We start from the raw sequence: 18,515 nt of genomic DNA on the forward strand, positions 1-18,515 counted from the left end.
CCCCCGGCAATAATTCGTTGAGGAAGGACGTTAGACTAATAAACACGAGCATTTCCGCTTGAAAGAGAAATTTTCACCTGATATTTTCCATTCCCATGGACACCAGAAATTTTTTTGTTACTAACAGTTTGATCTTTTAGGTTAAAGCTTGTTGAGATATCACCACTGCTTGCTTCTGTATCAAGCGTGAAATTAGCATTGTCTGGGAGATCTAACTCAACGTCGCCTGAGCTAAGATCAAACGAGACGTCACCCTTTAATTGTGCCATTTGAACATTCATTTCACCTGATGACATTTCTCCATCAAGTGGACCAGAATAATTCGTTAAAATCACATCCCCAGAGCTAATATCAAAGCGACCATCCTTTGTTGTAAGCTGATCAATTGTTAGTCTTCCGGAAGAACCATCATGTTCAAAGCTTTTCGTTTGCAGGTTAGAAAGTTCAACATCGCCAGAACTCATCTGGATTTGAACATCATTTAGGACGAAAGGACTTCCTGCATCTAATGCAAGATTTCCTGATCCAACTTCAAGTTTAAGGTTTTGTTTAAAATCTTCTGGTAAAAAGACGGTAACATCAGAATCATTGGTGAAATTTAGAAATTGATACCATTTTTTCTTCACTTCTACTTCGATCGTATCTCCTTTTTGTCGTAAGGAGAGCTCTCCATTTCCTGTTAGCACCGCTTTGACATCATGACGTGCCTCGGGAACGACTTTCATATCACTGCTGTGCGTCATAATGTTTATTTCCTCTATGCGCTCCGTTACTTTTATTTGATTCTCGTCACTTCTTCCAGTAAATAAAGATGTGTTCTCATACAGGATTAAACAAACGGCACCAACGGCTAATAATCCAACAATCACAAAAAATCCACTTCTCATTTCGTACACCCCCGCGTATTGACTTTCTATATGGTAATCTTATACTAACTGATTGAAGTAAAACAGAAACCAGAGCAGTAACATGAAATAAGACTAAAGACGTAAACGATGATATGGAGGCAAGCGTATGTACCTCACAGTGAAAGAGACGGCAGAATATTTATCGCTACCTGAATCTTATATTGAAACGCTCATTCGCGAAAAGCGCGTTCGAACGATTTTTGATGGTGAGCAGTATTTGTTGTATAAAGAGCAGTTTAATACTCATTTCGAACAGCTTGAGAAACTGAAGCAAAGACTAGAAGAGGAAGCCAATGAGCCGATTCCAGAAGATGCAGATGTAAAAGATGAAGATTAGTGACAGTAAAGAAAGGATGCCAGTTGGCATCCTTTCTTTACTTCGTCGAAACTTCGCTCATAATGGCATGCGTGTTCTGCTCACTATCCTCGAAGAAAGCCATCCAAGTTTCGCGATGATCCAGTTTTGCGACCAAATGAGGCTTAGTACTAAAGAGAACACCATCTTTTTTTAATCGCTCAAAACTTTTTTCAATGTGTTTGACTTCAAAATAGACAATCGAGCTAGCATGAGCGAATTTTTCTTTTTCCGGAATGCTAAGAAGAAGTCGTAGTCCGTTACAATCAAAAAAGGCCATTTGATCAGTTTCAAATAATAACTGTAGCTCCAGAATTTCTTTGTAAAACTGGACAGCTCGTTCCATTTTTTTGACGGGAATGGCAATTTGACTCACCTGTTTGATCATAAAAGGGTTACTCCTCCTAGTTAGAAAGCTTCTTTTCTATTTCTACTAATCAGTATGCGATTCCTTTAATTTTTCGTTTATGGAATTGGAAAACGGGAATAGCCTTAAGTAACAGAGGAGGGGTTCTTTTAATGAGAAACCTGATTAAGAAAGCGATCAAATACGGTCCCATTATTTATCCGATTGTGAAAAAAATGCGTAATAAACGAAGAACTAGATAACAAGGATAACCCCCTGTGCTCAAGCACAGGGGGTTTGATTATAGTTAATACGTTGTCACTTGGAATAATTTCTGAAGAATGTACAAGACATATTTATAAGAGGAAAGGGAGTTTTGATATTTCTCGTAATCCACTGTGTATGTCCCATCTTCATTCGTCCATATTCGTTCAAAATAACGATCAACGTTTTGGATGACTTCCTGATCATTTGGAGCTTGTAGTTGGATGTTTGTTTCCATATTATAATCATCCATGTTACGAGAGGTATAGTTGCCTGATCCACCAACAATCGTGCTTTTTTCTTTCCCTTTGATATAGAGAAGTTTGGTATGAAACTGCTCTTTGTTTGTATCATACCAGCGGATCGTTAGGTGCTGGTTTCCTTGTTTCGTAAGTTCAGCCGTAATAGGTAAATTAGGCAACCCCATTTTTTGTTGACCGAAAGCATTTTGATTCGGGTCAAGAATCAACCTTACGTCGACTTTTCGTTCTGTTGCGTCAACGATGGCATCAATAATATCTCGATCGGCAAGGTAGAACATTCCGATGTAGATGAGATCACCTTCTTTGGCGTCATCCATCGCAGTTACAACGCTATCTTGTATTTTACTTTCAGTTATAATTTGTGCCTTAATTTCTTTGGAAGCACTTGCATCAGAGATCGGTTCATCCGGGAATTTTGATACATCTCCTCCGGAATAGCGAGCGACAGCTTTCTCCGACTTAATAAGATCATTAATAATAGAGCCTTTCACCTTGAACGCAATATTGGAGTGAAATCCACTCGCATCGTGAGGATTGGCAGACATGATGACTGTAGCATCTTCTGTTGTAACGGTTTTTCGATGATTCGCCTTTACATTTAACAGTTCAAGGTAAGAGCGAGCCGTCACTTTTGGTGCAGTAGGAGCCATTGGATTTGGAAGCCATCCTTTTCCGTCCTGTCCGAACCAGGAAAAGGCCATTCTCCATAATCCTGAATAAAACAAGCTAGGATCACGAAGTCGATCCAAATCTGTCAAAATGACTTCCGCCCCCATGTCTTCAATTTTCTTAATTTGTTTTGCTTCATGGGAACCATATGTGGTATTTACTTCATCGCTTATTAGGATCACATTTAGGTCAGGTTTCTTTTTCATCGTTTCAACTACTGCTTTTGACAGTTTTTCACTGATTTTTGGATAGTCTCGCTTACCATCTGTATAGCCATTAAATAAAAAAAGATCTAATATGAGAAATTCATCCGCTTCTTTAATCGTTTGATTCACTTCTTCAAAAATGCTCTGGTCATAGACCTCTTTATTCTCCTTATCGTACGTTAAATCATAGAGAAATTCGATTTCATCCCCGCTTAATTCATGAACATCACCAGCATATGAAACACCTTCTGGTAAAGGTTTAAAACGGTTATAAGTTATAACAGATACGTAAATGAGAATGAAGATACTGAATAAAATCCAACGTTTTTTTCGATACCATGGCCGCTTTTTCATAAGTCTTGCTCCCTAAATTCGATTTTCTGTTTATATACCCTATGTTGTACAAAACTATCCCATCTAGTAAAGTGTTTCTCCTGAGTTAAATTGTTGTTCGGATGATGTCCTTAGGCTTATACTGATGGATAATCTCTGGATGACAGAAAGAAGGTTTTTCTTGATGACAATGGAACAACATACGTATCATTTTGACACCTATCCGCTGTTTGCCTTTGTACCAATGGGAAAGAAAAACAAACGAATTCGATCCGTCGGACAAAAAGTACAAAAAGGGTTACTACATCGCCTTCATGAACATGTGAAACGAAAAGTCGCCACTTTGACGAAGGAAGAGCTTATGAAATTACAAGCATTTCTTGATGATACAGAGGCTGTATTGCCAATCCCCTTAAATAAAGAAGATGAATTATACCCATACTTTCTAAAACCAGATCAATTAATCTGGCAAGCTTTTTCACCAATGCATGGTATTCCAATTTACGGATCTTCAACCTATAGCCAATCGTATTTAACGCTTTCAACAGAGGAGCTTGATCATCATCTTGATCGAGTAATTCGCGATTATCTTTTTTGTGCAAATTTAGCTTTAAGGGAGCGACACGAGTGGGAAGAACGAATTTTTGAAGGTTTTCAACGCCACCCGTTTGTTCAATTAGCAAAAGAAAAGAAAGAAGTCGTTCAAGCGGTGGAGAAGATGAATCATTCTCCATTGATTTCGCTGTTGAATTCTCCTGAAGATCTTTCTTTTTGGCGCCACCGTGTAGAGATTGTGATGAGACCGTATCGAGCTATTCCCGATGCGTGGTTATGGGGAAGTGGCTGCTCCCATGAAAAAGAAATGATTTTTCACTCATCAACCTGGGAAATTGAATATTTTTGTGAAACGTGTGGATTTGTCGTTTACTATGATATCACCAAAGACCATGTGCGACTGAAAGAAGTAATGGATATGGAGCGAGCCAAGAAACGTATTGCCACCATTGAACGCCAATTTAACGAAATGGTAGAGAAAACCCCGCGTATAGTAGAGAAAATAGAAGAAATAGCGCATGCGCAGTTGTCCTTTAAACCGTATGAAGGACTATATGATGAGGTGCTTGGTATCAAAAGCCGAATGGAAGCAGAAGAAGCGCCACCAACAGTGACTTTGTATGAAAGGTTAAGATTGATAAGTCTTCCTCAAGTGAGAGAAGGTTCTCCGCTACTATGGTTATCGAAGGTTTCAACCGATACAATTGAACCGTTCAAGCCACGAGCCATTTTACCCAGTGTAAACGAAGATTCGCTTACAAATGTAAGAGAATTTTTAGAGCATCTTAGATCGTTAAGTAATCGTCGTCCTAACGACGAGGACGAATTTGTTGCAATCAAGGGAAATAGCCTAACCTACAAAGAAGTGGAGGAGTTACTTGAGTTCATTTCGAGACATGAAAATGAACCTCTCCACGTACTGATAAAAGTATTTACAGGAAAAGCAACAAACGCCATTAGAACTCAAGGATTACATCAAGAAGAGCCCTTTGGTTTGTTAAATGATTGGGAAGAAAAGCATGTAGTGAAAGCGATCAAATCGATCGAGAAGGATGGCTTGCTGAGTAAGCTTTCAAAAGGTTATACACTGACGGAAAAGGCGAATGTACTTTTAGAAAACGGCGATGCGTAGAGCATCGTCTTTTTCTTTGTAGAAATGATGTCAATGAAACCTTTTTCTGTAAGTTTCGTAAAAACAAGTAGAAGTATACAGACGGAGGGGATTTTATGAACCACGGACCAAGCAAGGTACTTTCTCTAAAAGGGTTAACAAAATGGTATGGGGAGAAGCTCGTCCTCGATCATATCGATCTTGACGTCTATGAAGGGCAAATTATTGGATACATAGGACCAAACGGAGCAGGGAAAAGCACCACTGTTAAGATCATGCTTGGGTTAGAAACGTCTTATTCAGGTGAGGTAGAAATATTCGATCAGAACATTAAGAAAAGCGGTGTAGCATACAAGAAAAGAATTGGTTATGTACCGGAAGCAGCCGATCTTTATGATAGTTTAACGGCAAGAGAATATTTAACCTTTACAGGAGAGCTTTACGGGTTAACGGCGGACGCGGCAGATTATAAAGCGCGTTTACTTATGAGCGTTTTTGAGCTTGAAGAAGTATATGACGCTCGCATTTCCTCTTACTCAAAAGGAATGAAACAAAAGGTATTATTGATTTCGAGCTTGCTTCATAATCCTGATATTCTATTTCTAGATGAACCGATTAACGGCCTTGATGCGAACAGTGTAATGGTATTTAAAGAAATCCTTGCACAGCTTGCAGCTCAAGGGAAAACGATTTTTTACTCCTCGCATATTATGGAGGTTGTTCAGAAGATAAGCAGTCGCATTCTTCTTTTAAATGATGGGAAAATCGTCGCGGATGGGAGTTTTGAACAGCTACGTGAAAAAAACAAAGAAGGTTCTTTGGAGGAAATTTTTAATCAACTAACAGGGTTTAATGAGCATCAACATCTTGCGGAGGATTTTGTACAAATTGTGCAGCGTGAGCAGCTATGAAAAATTATCAGACGTTAAAAATTCTTGATCTGTTTCGTAAGTTGTTTGAAGGTTTTGAGATTGATTATCCCACAATGAGGCGAATGATACAGGTTAAGCTTACGATGGATGGTAGGCGGCCAACGACTATTATGAGTCAGAATATGGGCGGGGAGAAAAAGAAAGATGCTAATCAGTTTCTTAAATCACTCTGGTTCTATGCGTTCATTGGGTTAACCTTAATTCCTATTTTGTTTATAGGCGATAATTTCATGTTCAAAATGAGCCTGATTTTTGGCGTGTTAATGTTTTTAATCATGACCGCGATGATCTCAGATTTCTCATCCGTGCTATTGGATGTGCGTGATCAGACCGTTATAGGAACAAGGCCAGTTGATTCTCGAACGATCAGTGCAGCAAGAGCGATTCACGTTACGATCTATTTGCTGTTCCTAACTGCAGCCATTGTCGTTGTGCCTTTAATTGTTGGGGTGGTTCAGTTTGGGGTTATATTTGGCCTCCTATTTGTTGTCACAGTCTTGTTTAGCGATTTGTTCATTGTAGCCATCACAGCCCTACTTTATTATGTGATCTTGAAATTCTTTGGTGGGGAACGCTTGCGGGATATTATTAACTACGTGCAAATAGGGCTTTCCTTTACAATTGTCGTAGGTTATCAAGTACTTGCCCGTGCCTTTGAATTTCAAGGAATAGAAGCAAGCTTTGAGCCTGCCTGGTGGAATATCTTCCTGCCACCGGTTTGGTTTGGTGCCCCGTTTGCTGTTATTCTAAATGGCGCTAGTGGTGTGTATGACTATCTTTTTATTGCGTTAGCTCTACTGATCCCTATTCTCGCTTTATGGATTTATCTATCGCTATTACCAACCTTTGAAAAGAATTTATTAAAGTTGATGGATCAGTCAGGACCTTCGAAAAAGAAAACTAAAAAAGGGATAAGTCGTCTTGCCACGCTTTTAACAACAAGTAAGGAAGAGCACGCTTTCTATCAATTTGCGGAGAGAATGTTAAAGAATGAGCGAGACTTGAAGCTTAAAATTTATCCGTCCTTAGGATTTGCCATCATCTTTCCATTCGTTTTTCTCTACAATGGGTATTCGGCAGGGCAATCCTTTGAAAGCATTACATCAGGGCGGATGTATTTAACGATTTATGCAAGCATGATGATGATTCCAGGCATCGTGATTATGCTTCAATACTCTAGCAAAAGTAAAGGATCATGGATTTATCACGTGACGCCAATTAAACATTATGGAGTCATTATCAAAGGTACATTAAAAGCCTTTCTGACTCGTCTCTTTGCCCCGGTCTTTATTGTCATTAGTATTCTTTATGGTCTTTTATTTGGCATCCGGATCATTCCTGACCTGTTGATCGTTCTCTTGATCGCTATCATTTATAGTGTGATTTGCTTTCGAATTCTGAAAGGTACGCTTCCTTTCTCACAGCCTTTTGAATCTGCTGGACAAAGTGATGGGTGGAAAACAATTCCGTTTGCATTATTAATCCCTGTATTTGGAGGGATTCATTTTGCACTCACTTATCTTCCATTCGGCACATGGGCCTATCTCTTCATTCTATTACTAATTGTTCCACTTACATGGCAAAAGGGGCTTCAACGGTGACAGGCACCCGCGCTTTTTGTCGAATGAAAACCCGCCCTCATGATGAATAGGGCGGGTTTTCATATGGTTAGGATCACTCTATTGGGTACTTTGGTTATCCTTCACGTTTCTTGCATAGATCACCATAATAACTGCAGATAAAGCCATTAAGACGAACAAAAAGGCATACGTTAGCTGAAAGGATTGGGTGTTGTAGGTTAAACCGTTTACCTCGAGTAATATTCCTCCGGCTACTGAACCTGAGGCACTGCCGACGAATTGAGTGAGTTGTTTCATCCCAATTCCAGTTGCAATTTCTTCAGAAGGAAGAATACGTGAAACTTCATTTGTCGTACTTGATGAAAGACTTGAGAAGCCAAAGCTTGTGAACATATAGCCAATCATAATCATGTACTCATTAAGGGGAGAAAGGAAATAGAACAGCACGGTTGATAGCAGAAGCAGGCCGTGAGCAAGGTAAATGACCTTCATATTTCCGTAGCGATCGAGCAGTCTGCCAACATAAATAGCGGCGACAGCCGAGAGCATGGCGCCAGGGAAAATAATATACCCAACAACAGAAGGACCTTTCTCATAAACGTTCTGAAGCATGAGCGGCATTAGTAATAAGATAGCAAAATGCGTTGTAAATCCAAGGTAGCTCATATACAGAAGCTTTCGGTAACCTTTATTCTTAAAAAGAGAAGGCTGAATAAATGGAGCGTCGGTTCTTGTAATCCGAAGCCACAGCAGTCCGGCCACAATAACCCCGATCGGTAGGAAGAACCAATTAAATGTTGAGATATAGAGCAGAAAGCTTGTAACCGCAGCTCCAGTTAATAACCCTCCAGTTAGATCAAAGCTGCCCTTTCGAACCTCTTCTTCGGGTAGACGGCGAAAGAGAATCGGAATAAGCAAAACAACAAATAATGTGACGGTGAAAAGATAGTTCCAGTTAAGATACTCTGTCACTACACCGCCTACAACCGGACCAAGACCGAAACCCAGTGATGAGGCAGAAGCAATCATCGCCATGGCTCTTCCTCGCCTTGCAAAGGGAATGAATCGTCCTGCGAATACCATGGATAGCCCTGGAATTGCCGCTGCCCCTGTTGCTTGTAACAGACGTGCAGCAAGTAGTAAGGGAAATGTTGTCGCAAAGAACCCAAGGATCGATCCTACTCCAAATATGACAATCCCTGCAATTAAGAGACGTCTGATTGGCAGGTAATCCGATAGGCGCGTGTACGTAATCGTAAAAATCGCCAGAATAATCGAGTAACCTGAAACGATCCAGGCGCCATCTGCTGGGGATAGGTTAAATTCAATTAATACGTTAGGTAGCGCAACATTAAACATAGTTGTATTCATGACAACAAGCCAGACGGCCACACTTAAAAGAAGAATGGTCCTGAAATAGCTTGAAGTTGTTTTTTCGTTCATTAAAACCCTCCTGATGCGTTAGTAAAGCACCAGCTTATTGTAAACGATAAAGACACAGTGCGTCTCATTTCAAGGTTTCAGTTTTGCTCATTCTGTTTCTTTATCATTCTTTTTGCCAAAAGTTCCTTGGCTTGATTGTAGGTAAGACCAGAGTTTGCGTTAAGACGTCTTACCGTTTCAATATCCGTTCCTGATTTGGTTTTCATGATGGCTCACCACCTTTCCTTCTTATTGTCTGAACTGATCGGGTCATTTATCCGATAAGAATCCTGGTTAATAGATGGGAAAGAATACGTGATATAATGCAAACAGAATAAAAAAACACGAAAAGTTAGGATGACACGATGAGGAACGAACGAAGCGTGCAGGTGCAAGCAAAGCATCAGAAGAAATTTCTAAAAGGGTATCCACTCATTTTTAAAGAAGCCATTGTGAATGTAGAAAGCTTAAAAGAAGAAGGGGTCATTCTGAGGCTTGAAGATGAGAAAGGGCAATTTATTGCAAAAGGCTATTATGGAAGGCAAAACAAGGGCTACGGCTGGGTCCTTTCACAAAAAGAGGACGAAGCAATTGATCTAGATTTTTTTGTTAGGAAAATTCAAACCGCGCTTCAACAAAGAGTGTCCTTTTTTAACGATCCATCGACCACGGCTTTTCGCATTGTCAATGGGGAAGGAGACGGTCTAGGAGGAGTAACCATCGATTATTATGATGGATACTATCTGATTAACTGGTATAGTGCAGGGGTTTATTCATTTAAGCAAGCTGTCATTGGTGCATTAAAGCAGCTCGTTGATTTTAAAGGAATTTATGAGAAAAAGCGATTTGATGCGAAAGGGCAGTATGTAGAAGATGATGATTTTGTAGCTGGAGAGCGTGGCGAATTTCCGCTGATCGTAAAAGAAAATGGCGTGAACTTTGCAGTGTATTTAAACGAGGGTGCAATGGTAGGCGTTTTTCTTGATCAGCGTCCGGTTCGTAAATTAATTCGTGATAAATATGCGAAGGGAAAAACGGTGTTAAATACGTTCTCTTATACGGGCGCTTTCTCCGTGTTTGCGGTCGAAGGTGGAGCAGTTCACACGACAAGCGTTGATCTTGCCAATCGAAGCTTAAATAAAACAATCGAACAATTTAGTGTGAATGGAATTGATTATGAAGAACAGAACATCCTTGTGATGGATGTCTTCAAATACTTTAAATACGCTGTGAAGAAGGATTTATCGTTCGATATGGTGATTCTAGATCCGCCTAGCTTCGCACGTTCTAAGAAACATACGTTTAGCGCTGCAAAAGATTACAAAGATCTATTAAAAGATGCTATTTCCATTACAGAAGACAATGGTGTTATCGTTGCTTCTACCAACTATAGCGGCTATGATATGAAGAAATTCAAAGGATTCGTTGATCAAGCTTTCAAAGAAATGAATGGAAGCTATCAGCTGCTTGAAGAATTTGCGCTTCCAGAAGATTTTCGAACGATAAAAGAGTTTCCGGAAGGAAATTACCTGAAAGTCGTTTTTATCAAAAAAGTGAGGTAGTTTCACTCGCCCTATAATAAGGGAATAAAAGAGATACAACGAATGAGAAGGGGAGAAACAATGAAGCTACTCGTTTTCGGAGCTACTGGTGGTACTGGAAATGCATTTGTCAGACAAGCGATTGCGGCAGGTCATACCGTTACAGCATTTGTTCGAACGCCTTCAAAGCTTGAAACATCTCACAAAAACTTATCAGTTGAAATTGGTGACGCTATGCAGGCTGCGGATGTAAAGCAAGCAATGTCGTCCGAAGTGGACGCAGTTGTTTCATGCCTTGGCGCAAGTGGACTTGGCAAAACAACAGAACTTTCAACGATGACAACTAACATTCTAGATGCGATGAGTCTTCATGGAGTTAATCGCATTGTGTATATGGCTTCTGCGGGAATCTATAAAGAAATTCCGGGTGTAACAGGTTTCGTTGCAGGAAAACTGTTACAGAACGTTTTAGCTGATCACCGCAGAGCAGCTGACCTTCTTTTAGCAAGTGAAATGGAATGGACAATTGCTCGTCCGATGGGCTTGACGAACGATAATCGTACTGGGGAATATCGGAAAGCTCGCAAAGGGGTACCCAAAGGGGGGCGCCGTATTTCAAGAGAAGACGTAGCTGACTTCATGCTTCAAACGGTGAGCAATCACCTTTATCTTCGAGAATCCATTGGGCTTGCTTACTAGAAAAGCACCGTGAAGAGTATCTTCACGGTGCTTTTCCTTATACAGAAACTTTTTGAGCGTGAATGACTCGTTCTCCAACCGCTTTGATTAATTCTGGGGGCAGAGGATAATGAAGAGCGGCTGGATCCATTTTAACAGCTGTAACAGTAGCATCGAGTGCTTCAGGGGAAATCGAATAATCCTTAAAATTTGCAGGGAGTCCAATGTCCTGCTGCATATCTTGAATTTTGGAGATAACTTCGTTCAACAAAGTCGATTTTTCCTTGCCTGTTGTTTCTAAATGAAGGGCTTCAGCAAGTTCCTTAATTTTTGGCAGATAAAGCTCTGGAAGAAAAGCCATCACGACCGGTAGAAAAACTGCATTGGCGAGACCGTGTGGAATACGGAATAGTGCGCCATAAGCATGAGCAAAATTGTGAACAGGTATGGCATTGAGTGCGAAGCTAAATGCGGTAATTCCCATCATGCTTGCCTGTAGCATTTCCATGCGCGCATGAAGGTTTTCTCCGTGTTTCACGGCAGTGGGAAGGTGCGTTTCAATAAGACGAATTGACTGAAGGGCATACGCATCGGTTAAGGCCGTAGCTGATGGCGATGCCAGTGCTTCAATCGCATGAGTTAAAGCATCGAATCCAGTAAATGCCGTGATTGTAGCTGGCAATCCGGTAGTCAATTCCGGGTCTAAGATAGCCATATCAGCATTAATGAATGGATGAATGATATTGGTCTTCATCTTTATTTCTTCGTTGTAAATGACGGCAATAGGCGATACTTCCGATCCAGTTCCTGCGGTCGTTGGGATGGAGATATGGGGAATGGGCATGTAGGTTGCTTCTGGCCATGATAAATAAAGAAGGCCGCCAGGGATTGCTTCCTTAATATCCGTTATTCCGTGATGAAGGGCATACTTAACTCCTTTAACGGTGTCCATTACGCTTCCACCTCCAACAGCGAGGAGTCCATCAGCACCGACTTCACGAACAAATTTAAGTGCTGCGTTCACGTCGTTACTGCCTGCGTCCTGATGGATATCAAGGTAAACGCCTGCAAGTTCAGGGCCTGTCCCGTGCGGTGTTAGCTCAAAGATTTCTTTAATTTTCTCAACAATCCCTGCCTTCTCAAGACCACGATCACTAAAGAGAACCACGCGCTTTGCTTCCAGCCCTTTAAAAAGATCGGGGACGAGTGCGCGAGTACCAGCGCCACTATGAATGGCGGTTCGAAGCATAACCTGTGAATAGGTTAAAGACATACGTTTCGACCTCCTTTGTTAAGATTGATTTGAAAAAAGTAGACTGTACCAGGATCGCTGCTCAACTTCTGGAACCATGGACGTATGAACATGCTTTACCTGAGTATACGCATCAAGGCAATGCTTGCCCATCTCTCGACCAATCCCACTTTGTTTGTATCCTCCAAATGGCGCATCATTTCGAAGCATATGCCAGTCATTAATCCAAACAACACCCGCACGCAGTTTTCGAACGACTTGATAGGCTTTGTTGACATCACGCGTCCAAACACCAGCAGCAAGACCATAGATCGTATCATTTGCCATCCGGATCGCATCATCAATATCGCTATAGCGAATGACGGATAGGACAGGGCCGAAAATTTCTTCCCGCGCAATGGTCATGTCGTTTGTCACATCAGCAAAAATCGTTGGAGCGATAAAATGGCCTTTCTCGCATCCTTTCACGTTTACTTCATGACCACCGCAAATGAGACGGGCACCTTCCTGTTTTCCTTTCTCGATATACGATAGAATGGATTCTTTTTGTGTGGCGGAAACGACTGGTCCCATATCTGTTGCATGGTCAATCGGGTTCCCAAGCACAAGCTTTTCAGATAGCTCTTTTAGACCATCGATTACTTGATCATATAATGGATCTGGAACAAATAATCTCGTACCGCTTTCACATAGCTGTCCTGAATGAAGAAATACGCCGAACAGACTACCCGGCAGAGCAAGTGATAGATCAGCGTCTTCAAGAATGATAGAAGGTGATTTTCCGCCGAGCTCGAGCGTTGTGTTTTTTACTGTGCCAGAAGCAAGGCCCATAATATGACGCCCGACTTCTGTGGACCCGGTGAAGGCAATTTTATCAACTTGAGGGTGTGTCGCAAGAGGTTCACCTACATCTTTTCCGCTACCTGTCACCACATTGATGACGCCCTTAGGCACAACTTCAGAAATAATTTCTGCAAGGCGAAGCGTTGTCAGCGGTGTGTAGCTTGCAGGCTTAATCACAATCGTATTTCCCATAGCGAGTGCGGGAGCAATTTTCCATGTAGCAATTAGCATTGGCATGTTCCATGGCGTAATGGCTGCACATACGCCGATTGGTTCACGCCAAATAAAGTTATGTGCAGGGCCTGGAAATGGGGGAGAAGGGAGCGTTTCTGAATAGGTGTAATCAAGTACGAACTTGCCGAGCGTTTGGAAGAGATCGACCATTTGAATGATATCATTTGAGCCAAGGCGTCTGACTGTCCCCCCTGAAGAGAGCGCTTCTAAAGACACAAGCTCTTCAGCGTTCTCCATGATTTTCTGAGCGATAGCATACAGCATTTTCGATCGCTTTTTAGGAGGCATATCGCGCCAATCGTCCTTTTCAAAAGCTTCAGAAGCAGCTTTAACTGCTACGTCCACATCTTCTGCTGTACCACCAGTTACTTTTGCAATCACATCGCCTGTCGCAGGATTCATTACGTCAAATAGCTGCCCTCCTTTGGATGGAGACCATTCTCCATTGATAAAGAGGGGAAATGATTTGATTTCAACGTTAACGGACATCTTTTTTCCTCCTTTACATTAAAGAACTCCGACATCTGATTCCGTGGTGCGATAAATCTCGTTTATGCTTTTTCCTTTTGCTCTCGCCAGAATTTCCATTCGAATGGAGAGTTGCTTCATCGAAAAAGCCATTGTCGCATCAAGCGTATTTCCGAAGGCGCTATGCGTTCTTCCTCCGATTCCTTCCTGTGTTAACTGTGCTGCAAGTGGAGCGAGTTGATTCATCTTGTTCTGAACAAGGTCAAACAGTTGCGGATACTCAGCGATGAGGCGCTGTAACAAAAATGTTCCGTAACCGATATGACGCGATTCATCCCTCTTAAGTAACCCGATTCCTTTCATTAGTCCTGGCATCACATTTGCTTTTTCAAGAGATTCATAGAAAGAGAAGTAACCTGTTTCGGCTAAAACCCCTTCGACGAACATGTTGTACACTGTAGAGGCTTCCGCTAGTGCTTCAGGTGAGTGATCATGCTGAAGTTTCTCCAAGGCCTCAGGCAAGATGGAGTAAAAAATGTGATGATAGGTTTCCGAGTGAAAACGTGAGAGGTCGCCTGTTTGACCAATTTCGTTTAGAAAAATGCGAAAAAACTCTGTATGTTTGGCCTCTTCGTACAAAAATGTGGTTAAGTACATCTCTTCTTCCAATCTTCCTTCTTTGGCAATCACCATGATTAAAGGAAGAAGATCAAGCGTTACAGCTTCTTCCCCGGCTTGAAACTGAGAGACAAGTCTTAGTATTTCTTCCTGCTGCTCGCCGGTAAGAAATTGCCAGTCTTTCACATCTTGAGTGAAATCAATCTCAACTGGGTTCCAACTCCCTAATTTCTTCGCTTTTTGATAAAGACGAAAAGGTAGCAAATCTTTATTAAGCCCACGAGCACTCGTTGTAATCATTTCTTTTCGCATCTCATACCGCCCTTCCTTGCCAATTCAATGAGCACCTTCTATAATAAAAGAGCAATCATAGAAAGCGCTTACATAAATAGTTTAACGAATGTTGTCCTAAGGTTAAATTCCTGAAAAGATAGGGGGGAATTATGTCGATGCATGAGGAAGTGTGGATGCGCTCTTTTCACCGGATCATCTCGATAAATGATCCAATCCACCGTTGTGAAGTTATGATTCAGCAGTGCCTTGCTCATTTTCCATTCATGCGTGCAAGTATGTTCACATTTTCCTATTTTACAAGTATGGGAGAAGGGATTCTTCGTGTAGATCGTCACGGTGTCTTTTCAATGAACGCCATTCGTGAAGACGTGAGGCGCATTCCACCCATTCAACGTGCCTTACTTACCAATAAACCAGCCTTCTTGATGATGGATCAGCATCATCAACTTTTCCCCGAGGAATACATCGAAGCCTATGATTTAACTTCTGTTTTAATTATCCCGCTAAGTATTGAACGCATCGCAATTGGATGCGTGCTTCTCGATGAAATAGAAGAAGGGGTAACGATTCATCAAGGTCTTATTGACGAGGTGATGATTTATTTTCAACAAGCACTCGCTTATTTACTACCTTCCACTCCTACTACACGAAGTCCCTTAAGTAAACGCGAAACAGAAGTCCTTCAGTATGCAGCTGACGGCTATAGCACAAAAGAAATGGCTGGTATGTTACAGATAAGTGATTTTACAGCGCGAGATTATATGAGCTCAGCCATTCGAAAGGTAAAAGCTAATCATCGTGCAGAAGCTGTTGCAAACGCGTTGAGGGAAAAGTGGATTCAATAGCTCATCTGCTCAACTTTTCTTTTCTTGAATAATGATGGAATTTTCAGTAAAATTAAAATACTGACCAGTTGGTATTTTAAGTGGAGGAGGATTTTATAATGGATTCGGTTAAGAACGTTCACTACCGTACCTGTCCGCTTTGTGAAGCGACGTGTGGTTTAGAAATCCACACTGTTAATGGAGAAGTGACGCATATTGAGGGAGATAAGCAGGATCCTTTTAGTAAAGGGTATTTGTGTCCAAAAGGATTTAGTTTAAAGGAACTTCATCACGACCCAGACAGAATCAGAGAACCAATGGTAAGGAAAGGTTCAGAATGGTTTACGGTGAGCTACGAAGAAGCTTTTAAGGAAGTGAGAAAAGGGCTTCGAGGAGTGATTGAAAAACACGGGCGGGACGCAGTTGGCGTCTATCTTGGAAACCCAAATGTGCATAATTTATCAGGTATGCTTTACTTGCCGATTTTTTTACGCGCACTTGGAAGCCGGAATCAATACTCCGCAAGTAGTGTTGATCAGATTCCAAAACAGCTAGCAGCAGAGTTCATGTACGGGAGTGACTTCAGCATTCCAATACCTGATATTGATCGGACACACTATTTTCTCGTGATTGGTGCCAATCCACTCGTGTCAAATGGAAGCTTAATGACGGCCCCCAATATGCGAGGGAGGCTTAAATCATTGCAGGAGCGTGGAGGACGGCTAGTAGTTGTTGATCCAGTTCGTACTGCAACCGCTAAATTGGCGAACGAGCATCACTTTATTAAACCAGGTACAGATGGGTACTTTTTATTTAGCATCCTACACACTTTGTTTGATGAGGGTTTAACGAAGGCGTCACATCTTGCTGAACATGTAAATGGCCTATCAGAAGTAAAGGAATTGGCAAAAGATTTTCCTCCCGAAAAAATGGCGACCGTGTGCGGTCTTGATTCGGAAACGATTCGGAGCATTGCAAGAGATCTTTCTTCTGCCACTTGTGCTGCTGTTTATGGACGAATGGGGACGTGTACACAGGCGTTTGGAACAGTTAACAGTTGGTTAATTGACGTGATCAATTGTGTAACAGGCAATTTAGATCGTGAAGGCGGGGTAATGTTCACTACACCTGCAACCGGAGGGAAAACGTCTAAGAAAGGCTATCGATTTGATCGTTTTAGAAGCAGAGTTAGTGGAAGGCCAGAAGTATTAGGGGAGCTTCCGGTGAGTTGCCTGTCGGAAGAAATGGATACACCTGGAGAAGGACAAATCAAAGCGTTTGTCACAGTTGCAGGGAATCCTATTTTATCTACCCCAAATAGTAAGCGGTTGCAAAGTGCGCTAGAAGATCTTGATTTTATGGTAAGTGTAGACTGTTACTTAAATGAAACAACTAGGAAGGCCAATGTGATCTTACCTGCACCAACACCGCTTGAACGCTCACACTATGACCTTTCCTTTTACCAGCTTTCGGTTCGAAATATATCTCACTATTCGCCCCCTGTTTTTGAAAAGAAAGAAGGTCAGCTAGATGAGTGGGAAATTCTTCTTAATCTTGCGGAGTTAGTCGGAGAGGAAGAGCCAGATCAAGATGGCGTGACCAAATTAGATAATGCGACAATTCACTATCTTATCAAAAAAGACATTAAAAATGGTCGGTCACCCATTTATGGGCGCAATCCCAAGGAGATAGCAAAAGCGTTAGAAGGACAAACAGGTCCAGAGCGAATGCTTGATTATATGCTCCGTTCAGGACCTTACGGAGATCATTTCAAACAGCAAGAGGGATTGAGCTTGAAAAAGCTTAAAGAGAACCCACATGGCATGGATTTGGGAGCGTTAAAACCAAGAATTCCAGAAGTCCTCCTTACGCATACAGGGAAGATCGAGCTTGCACCTAAATTTATTGTAGAAGACGTAACAAGACTTAAGGAGGAGGCGAGCGGATCCGGCGGTATGCTCCTAATCGGTCGAAGAAATCTACGATCGAATAATTCGTGGATGCATAACTTACCTGTGCTAATGAAAGGAAAAGATCGGTGTACATTATGGCTTCATCCAACAGATGGAGAGAAGCTTAACATTCAAGATGGCGAACTGGCTGAGGTGCAATCAGAGGTAGGTCGTCTTGAGGTAATCGTGGAGTTAACAAACGACATTATGCCAGGAGTAGGTAGCATTCCTCATGGCTACGGACATGAGCTTAACGGTATGAAAATGGGCGTGGCAAAAGAAAATAAAGGCGTCAATACAAATGTATTAAGTGATGAGAAAAAGCTAGATGCTGTTTCGGGGACTGCCGTATTAAATGGCATTCCAATTACAGTTAGCAAAACAAAGAGTGGGAGTGAGGAACATGGCGCTGTACGCACTGAATCTATTTAACGTAAAAGATGGTGAAGAATATGCTGAATATGCAAGGCGAGCAGAAGAACCACTGCACCAATATGGTGGTAAGGTTGTGGCCTATGGGAAGCTTCACTCATCTCCAGAAGGAAACATTGCGCCCAGGCAAGTGATGATGCTCGTTGAGTGGGAATCGAAAGAGGGAATTTATAACTACGTCAATGACCCTAACCTAGAAGATTTACACCCACATCGCGAGCTTGGGGTTGATGATTTTGTTTGGCATTTGTTTGAAAAGCTAGAAGATCTGCGTCCTGTATTGAAATAATAAAAGCCCTCGCAAACAATAATATGTACCCTGTGTAAAGGACAGTTTAAAAAAGACTAGGCAATATTAAGAAGATGATTCCTGTATTGAACAGGGGTCATCTTTTTTAAGTTCCACTGACATCTATAGAGATTGTAATACATCAT

19 protein-coding genes are annotated in these 18,515 nt (G+C 41.6%); 10 read left to right on the plus strand and 9 right to left on the minus strand.

The genetic code is table 11. The features are described from left to right. Positions 1 to 35: 35 nt before the first annotated feature. Complete coding sequence (liaG, locus tag PQ511_RS20860; RefSeq protein WP_273853899.1) at positions 36 to 887, minus strand: LiaG family protein; 852 nt, start codon at positions 885 to 887, stop codon at positions 36 to 38. Between the two features lie 127 nt (positions 888 to 1,014). Here liaG and PQ511_RS20865 point away from each other — a divergent pair, with 127 nt between their 5' ends. Further along, the gene (locus tag PQ511_RS20865; RefSeq protein ID WP_273853900.1) at positions 1,015 to 1,245 is read left to right on the plus strand and encodes an excisionase family DNA-binding protein; all 231 of its coding nucleotides are present in this window, start codon (positions 1,015 to 1,017) and stop codon (positions 1,243 to 1,245) included. Between the two features lie 37 nt (positions 1,246 to 1,282). On the opposite strand, the gene PQ511_RS20870 is transcribed toward PQ511_RS20865, so the two are convergent. Continuing rightward, on the minus strand, positions 1,283 to 1,651 hold the full coding sequence (locus PQ511_RS20870) for a VOC family protein (RefSeq protein ID WP_273853901.1): 369 nt from the start codon (positions 1,649 to 1,651) through the stop codon (positions 1,283 to 1,285). A 131-nt stretch (positions 1,652 to 1,782) separates the two neighbouring features. Here PQ511_RS20870 and PQ511_RS23830 point away from each other — a divergent pair, with 131 nt between their 5' ends. Then, a complete protein-coding gene (locus tag PQ511_RS23830; RefSeq protein ID WP_489753155.1) occupies positions 1,783 to 1,872 on the plus strand; it encodes a hypothetical protein in 90 nt (29 codons plus the stop codon). 44 nt (positions 1,873 to 1,916) lie between these two features. Here PQ511_RS23830 and PQ511_RS20875 read toward each other — a convergent pair whose 3' ends face one another. Continuing rightward, positions 1,917 to 3,365, minus strand: coding sequence for a phospholipase D family protein (locus PQ511_RS20875; protein WP_273853902.1), 1,449 nt, complete (start codon positions 3,363 to 3,365; stop codon positions 1,917 to 1,919). Positions 3,366 to 3,528: 163 nt separating this feature from the next. Between PQ511_RS20875 and PQ511_RS20880 the strand changes: the two genes are divergently transcribed. The 3 genes from PQ511_RS20880 (at position 3,529) to PQ511_RS20890 (ending at position 7,543) form a co-directional block, all read left to right on the plus strand. Beyond that, positions 3,529 to 5,031 carry an RQC-minor-2 family DNA-binding protein gene (locus tag PQ511_RS20880; protein WP_273853903.1) on the plus strand — a complete coding sequence of 501 codons (1,503 nt, stop codon included), beginning with the start codon at positions 3,529 to 3,531 and terminating at the stop codon, positions 5,029 to 5,031. Between the two features lie 95 nt (positions 5,032 to 5,126). Then, on the plus strand, positions 5,127 to 5,921 hold the full coding sequence (locus tag PQ511_RS20885) for an ABC transporter ATP-binding protein (protein WP_273853904.1): 795 nt from the start codon (positions 5,127 to 5,129) through the stop codon (positions 5,919 to 5,921). Next, a complete protein-coding gene (locus PQ511_RS20890) occupies positions 5,918 to 7,543 on the plus strand; it encodes a hypothetical protein (protein WP_273853905.1) in 1,626 nt (541 codons plus the stop codon). Before PQ511_RS20885 ends, PQ511_RS20890 begins: the two co-directional genes overlap by 4 nt. 78 nt (positions 7,544 to 7,621) lie before the next feature. Here the strand turns inward: PQ511_RS20890 and PQ511_RS20895 are convergent, their stop codons facing one another. Together PQ511_RS20895 and PQ511_RS20900 are read right to left on the minus strand one after the other, a co-directional pair. Next, on the minus strand, positions 7,622 to 8,965 hold the full coding sequence (locus PQ511_RS20895) for an MFS transporter (protein WP_273853906.1): 1,344 nt from the start codon (positions 8,963 to 8,965) through the stop codon (positions 7,622 to 7,624). Positions 8,966 to 9,042: 77 nt separating this feature from the next. Beyond that, a complete protein-coding gene (locus PQ511_RS20900) occupies positions 9,043 to 9,171 on the minus strand; it encodes a hypothetical protein (RefSeq protein WP_273853907.1) in 129 nt (42 codons plus the stop codon). Positions 9,172 to 9,309: 138 nt separating this feature from the next. On the opposite strand from PQ511_RS20900, the gene PQ511_RS20905 reads away from it, so the two are divergent. Next, positions 9,310 to 10,506: a class I SAM-dependent rRNA methyltransferase gene (locus tag PQ511_RS20905; protein WP_273853908.1), complete on the plus strand. Its 1,197-nt coding sequence runs from the start codon at positions 9,310 to 9,312 to the stop codon at positions 10,504 to 10,506. Positions 10,507 to 10,566: 60 nt separating this feature from the next. Then, positions 10,567 to 11,184 carry an NAD(P)-dependent oxidoreductase gene (locus tag PQ511_RS20910; RefSeq protein WP_273853909.1) on the plus strand — a complete coding sequence of 206 codons (618 nt, stop codon included), beginning with the start codon at positions 10,567 to 10,569 and terminating at the stop codon, positions 11,182 to 11,184. Positions 11,185 to 11,221: 37 nt separating this feature from the next. Here the strand turns inward: PQ511_RS20910 and PQ511_RS20915 are convergent, their stop codons facing one another. Genes PQ511_RS20915 through PQ511_RS20925 form a run of 3 tightly spaced genes read right to left on the minus strand, consistent with a single transcriptional unit; the run spans position 11,222 to position 14,890 of the window. Beyond that, on the minus strand, positions 11,222 to 12,436 hold the full coding sequence (locus tag PQ511_RS20915; RefSeq protein ID WP_273853910.1) for an iron-containing alcohol dehydrogenase: 1,215 nt from the start codon (positions 12,434 to 12,436) through the stop codon (positions 11,222 to 11,224). An 18-nt stretch (positions 12,437 to 12,454) separates the two neighbouring features. Continuing rightward, the gene (locus PQ511_RS20920; protein ID WP_273853911.1) at positions 12,455 to 13,981 is read right to left on the minus strand and encodes an aldehyde dehydrogenase family protein; all 1,527 of its coding nucleotides are present in this window, start codon (positions 13,979 to 13,981) and stop codon (positions 12,455 to 12,457) included. 18 nt (positions 13,982 to 13,999) lie between these two features. Continuing rightward, on the minus strand, positions 14,000 to 14,890 hold the full coding sequence (locus tag PQ511_RS20925; protein WP_273853912.1) for a R2-like ligand-binding oxidase: 891 nt from the start codon (positions 14,888 to 14,890) through the stop codon (positions 14,000 to 14,002). Positions 14,891 to 15,021: 131 nt separating this feature from the next. Between PQ511_RS20925 and PQ511_RS20930 the strand changes: the two genes are divergently transcribed. The 3 genes from PQ511_RS20930 (at position 15,022) to PQ511_RS20940 (ending at position 18,369) form a co-directional block, all read left to right on the plus strand. Next, positions 15,022 to 15,717, plus strand: coding sequence for a LuxR C-terminal-related transcriptional regulator (locus PQ511_RS20930; RefSeq protein ID WP_273853913.1), 696 nt, complete (start codon positions 15,022 to 15,024; stop codon positions 15,715 to 15,717). 98 nt (positions 15,718 to 15,815) lie between these two features. Continuing rightward, positions 15,816 to 18,080: a molybdopterin-dependent oxidoreductase gene (locus PQ511_RS20935; RefSeq protein WP_273853914.1), complete on the plus strand. Its 2,265-nt coding sequence runs from the start codon at positions 15,816 to 15,818 to the stop codon at positions 18,078 to 18,080. Further along, complete coding sequence (locus tag PQ511_RS20940) at positions 18,052 to 18,369, plus strand: DUF1330 domain-containing protein (protein ID WP_273853915.1); 318 nt, start codon at positions 18,052 to 18,054, stop codon at positions 18,367 to 18,369. Before PQ511_RS20935 ends, PQ511_RS20940 begins: the two co-directional genes overlap by 29 nt. Before the next feature lie 56 nt (positions 18,370 to 18,425). Here the strand turns inward: PQ511_RS20940 and PQ511_RS20945 are convergent. Further along, on the minus strand, positions 18,426 to 18,515 hold a 90-nt coding region (locus tag PQ511_RS20945; RefSeq protein ID WP_273851146.1), incomplete at its 5' end, for an IS3 family transposase.

Source organism: Guptibacillus spartinae (genome assembly GCF_028610625.1).
GTDB lineage: Bacteria > Bacillota > Bacilli > Bacillales > Guptibacillaceae > Guptibacillus > Guptibacillus spartinae.

Excerpts from the sequence above, each read along its gene's own strand:
- PQ511_RS20865 (WP_273853900.1), top strand. The coding sequence starts at position 1,015 with ATGTACCTCACAGTGAAAGAGACGGCAGAATATTTATCGCTACCTGAA.
- PQ511_RS20900 (WP_273853907.1), bottom strand. The coding sequence starts at position 9,171 with ATGAAAACCAAATCAGGAACGGATATTGAAACGGTAAGACGTCTTAAC.
- PQ511_RS20935 (WP_273853914.1), top strand. The coding sequence starts at position 15,816 with ATGGATTCGGTTAAGAACGTTCACTACCGTACCTGTCCGCTTTGTGAA.
- PQ511_RS20925 (WP_273853912.1), bottom strand. The coding sequence starts at position 14,890 with ATGCGAAAAGAAATGATTACAACGAGTGCTCGTGGGCTTAATAAAGAT.
- PQ511_RS23830 (WP_489753155.1), top strand. The coding sequence starts at position 1,783 with ATGAGAAACCTGATTAAGAAAGCGATCAAATACGGTCCCATTATTTAT.
- PQ511_RS20870 (WP_273853901.1), bottom strand. The coding sequence starts at position 1,651 with ATGATCAAACAGGTGAGTCAAATTGCCATTCCCGTCAAAAAAATGGAA.
- PQ511_RS20875 (WP_273853902.1), bottom strand. The coding sequence starts at position 3,365 with ATGAAAAAGCGGCCATGGTATCGAAAAAAACGTTGGATTTTATTCAGT.
- liaG (WP_273853899.1), bottom strand. The coding sequence starts at position 887 with ATGAGAAGTGGATTTTTTGTGATTGTTGGATTATTAGCCGTTGGTGCC.
- PQ511_RS20880 (WP_273853903.1), top strand. The coding sequence starts at position 3,529 with ATGACAATGGAACAACATACGTATCATTTTGACACCTATCCGCTGTTT.
- PQ511_RS20915 (WP_273853910.1), bottom strand. The coding sequence starts at position 12,436 with ATGTCTTTAACCTATTCACAGGTTATGCTTCGAACCGCCATTCATAGT.
- PQ511_RS20930 (WP_273853913.1), top strand. The coding sequence starts at position 15,022 with ATGTCGATGCATGAGGAAGTGTGGATGCGCTCTTTTCACCGGATCATC.
- PQ511_RS20895 (WP_273853906.1), bottom strand. The coding sequence starts at position 8,965 with ATGAACGAAAAAACAACTTCAAGCTATTTCAGGACCATTCTTCTTTTA.
- PQ511_RS20940 (WP_273853915.1), top strand. The coding sequence starts at position 18,052 with ATGGCGCTGTACGCACTGAATCTATTTAACGTAAAAGATGGTGAAGAA.
- PQ511_RS20890 (WP_273853905.1), top strand. The coding sequence starts at position 5,918 with ATGAAAAATTATCAGACGTTAAAAATTCTTGATCTGTTTCGTAAGTTG.
- PQ511_RS20885 (WP_273853904.1), top strand. The coding sequence starts at position 5,127 with ATGAACCACGGACCAAGCAAGGTACTTTCTCTAAAAGGGTTAACAAAA.
- PQ511_RS20920 (WP_273853911.1), bottom strand. The coding sequence starts at position 13,981 with ATGTCCGTTAACGTTGAAATCAAATCATTTCCCCTCTTTATCAATGGA.
- PQ511_RS20905 (WP_273853908.1), top strand. The coding sequence starts at position 9,310 with ATGAGGAACGAACGAAGCGTGCAGGTGCAAGCAAAGCATCAGAAGAAA.
- PQ511_RS20910 (WP_273853909.1), top strand. The coding sequence starts at position 10,567 with ATGAAGCTACTCGTTTTCGGAGCTACTGGTGGTACTGGAAATGCATTT.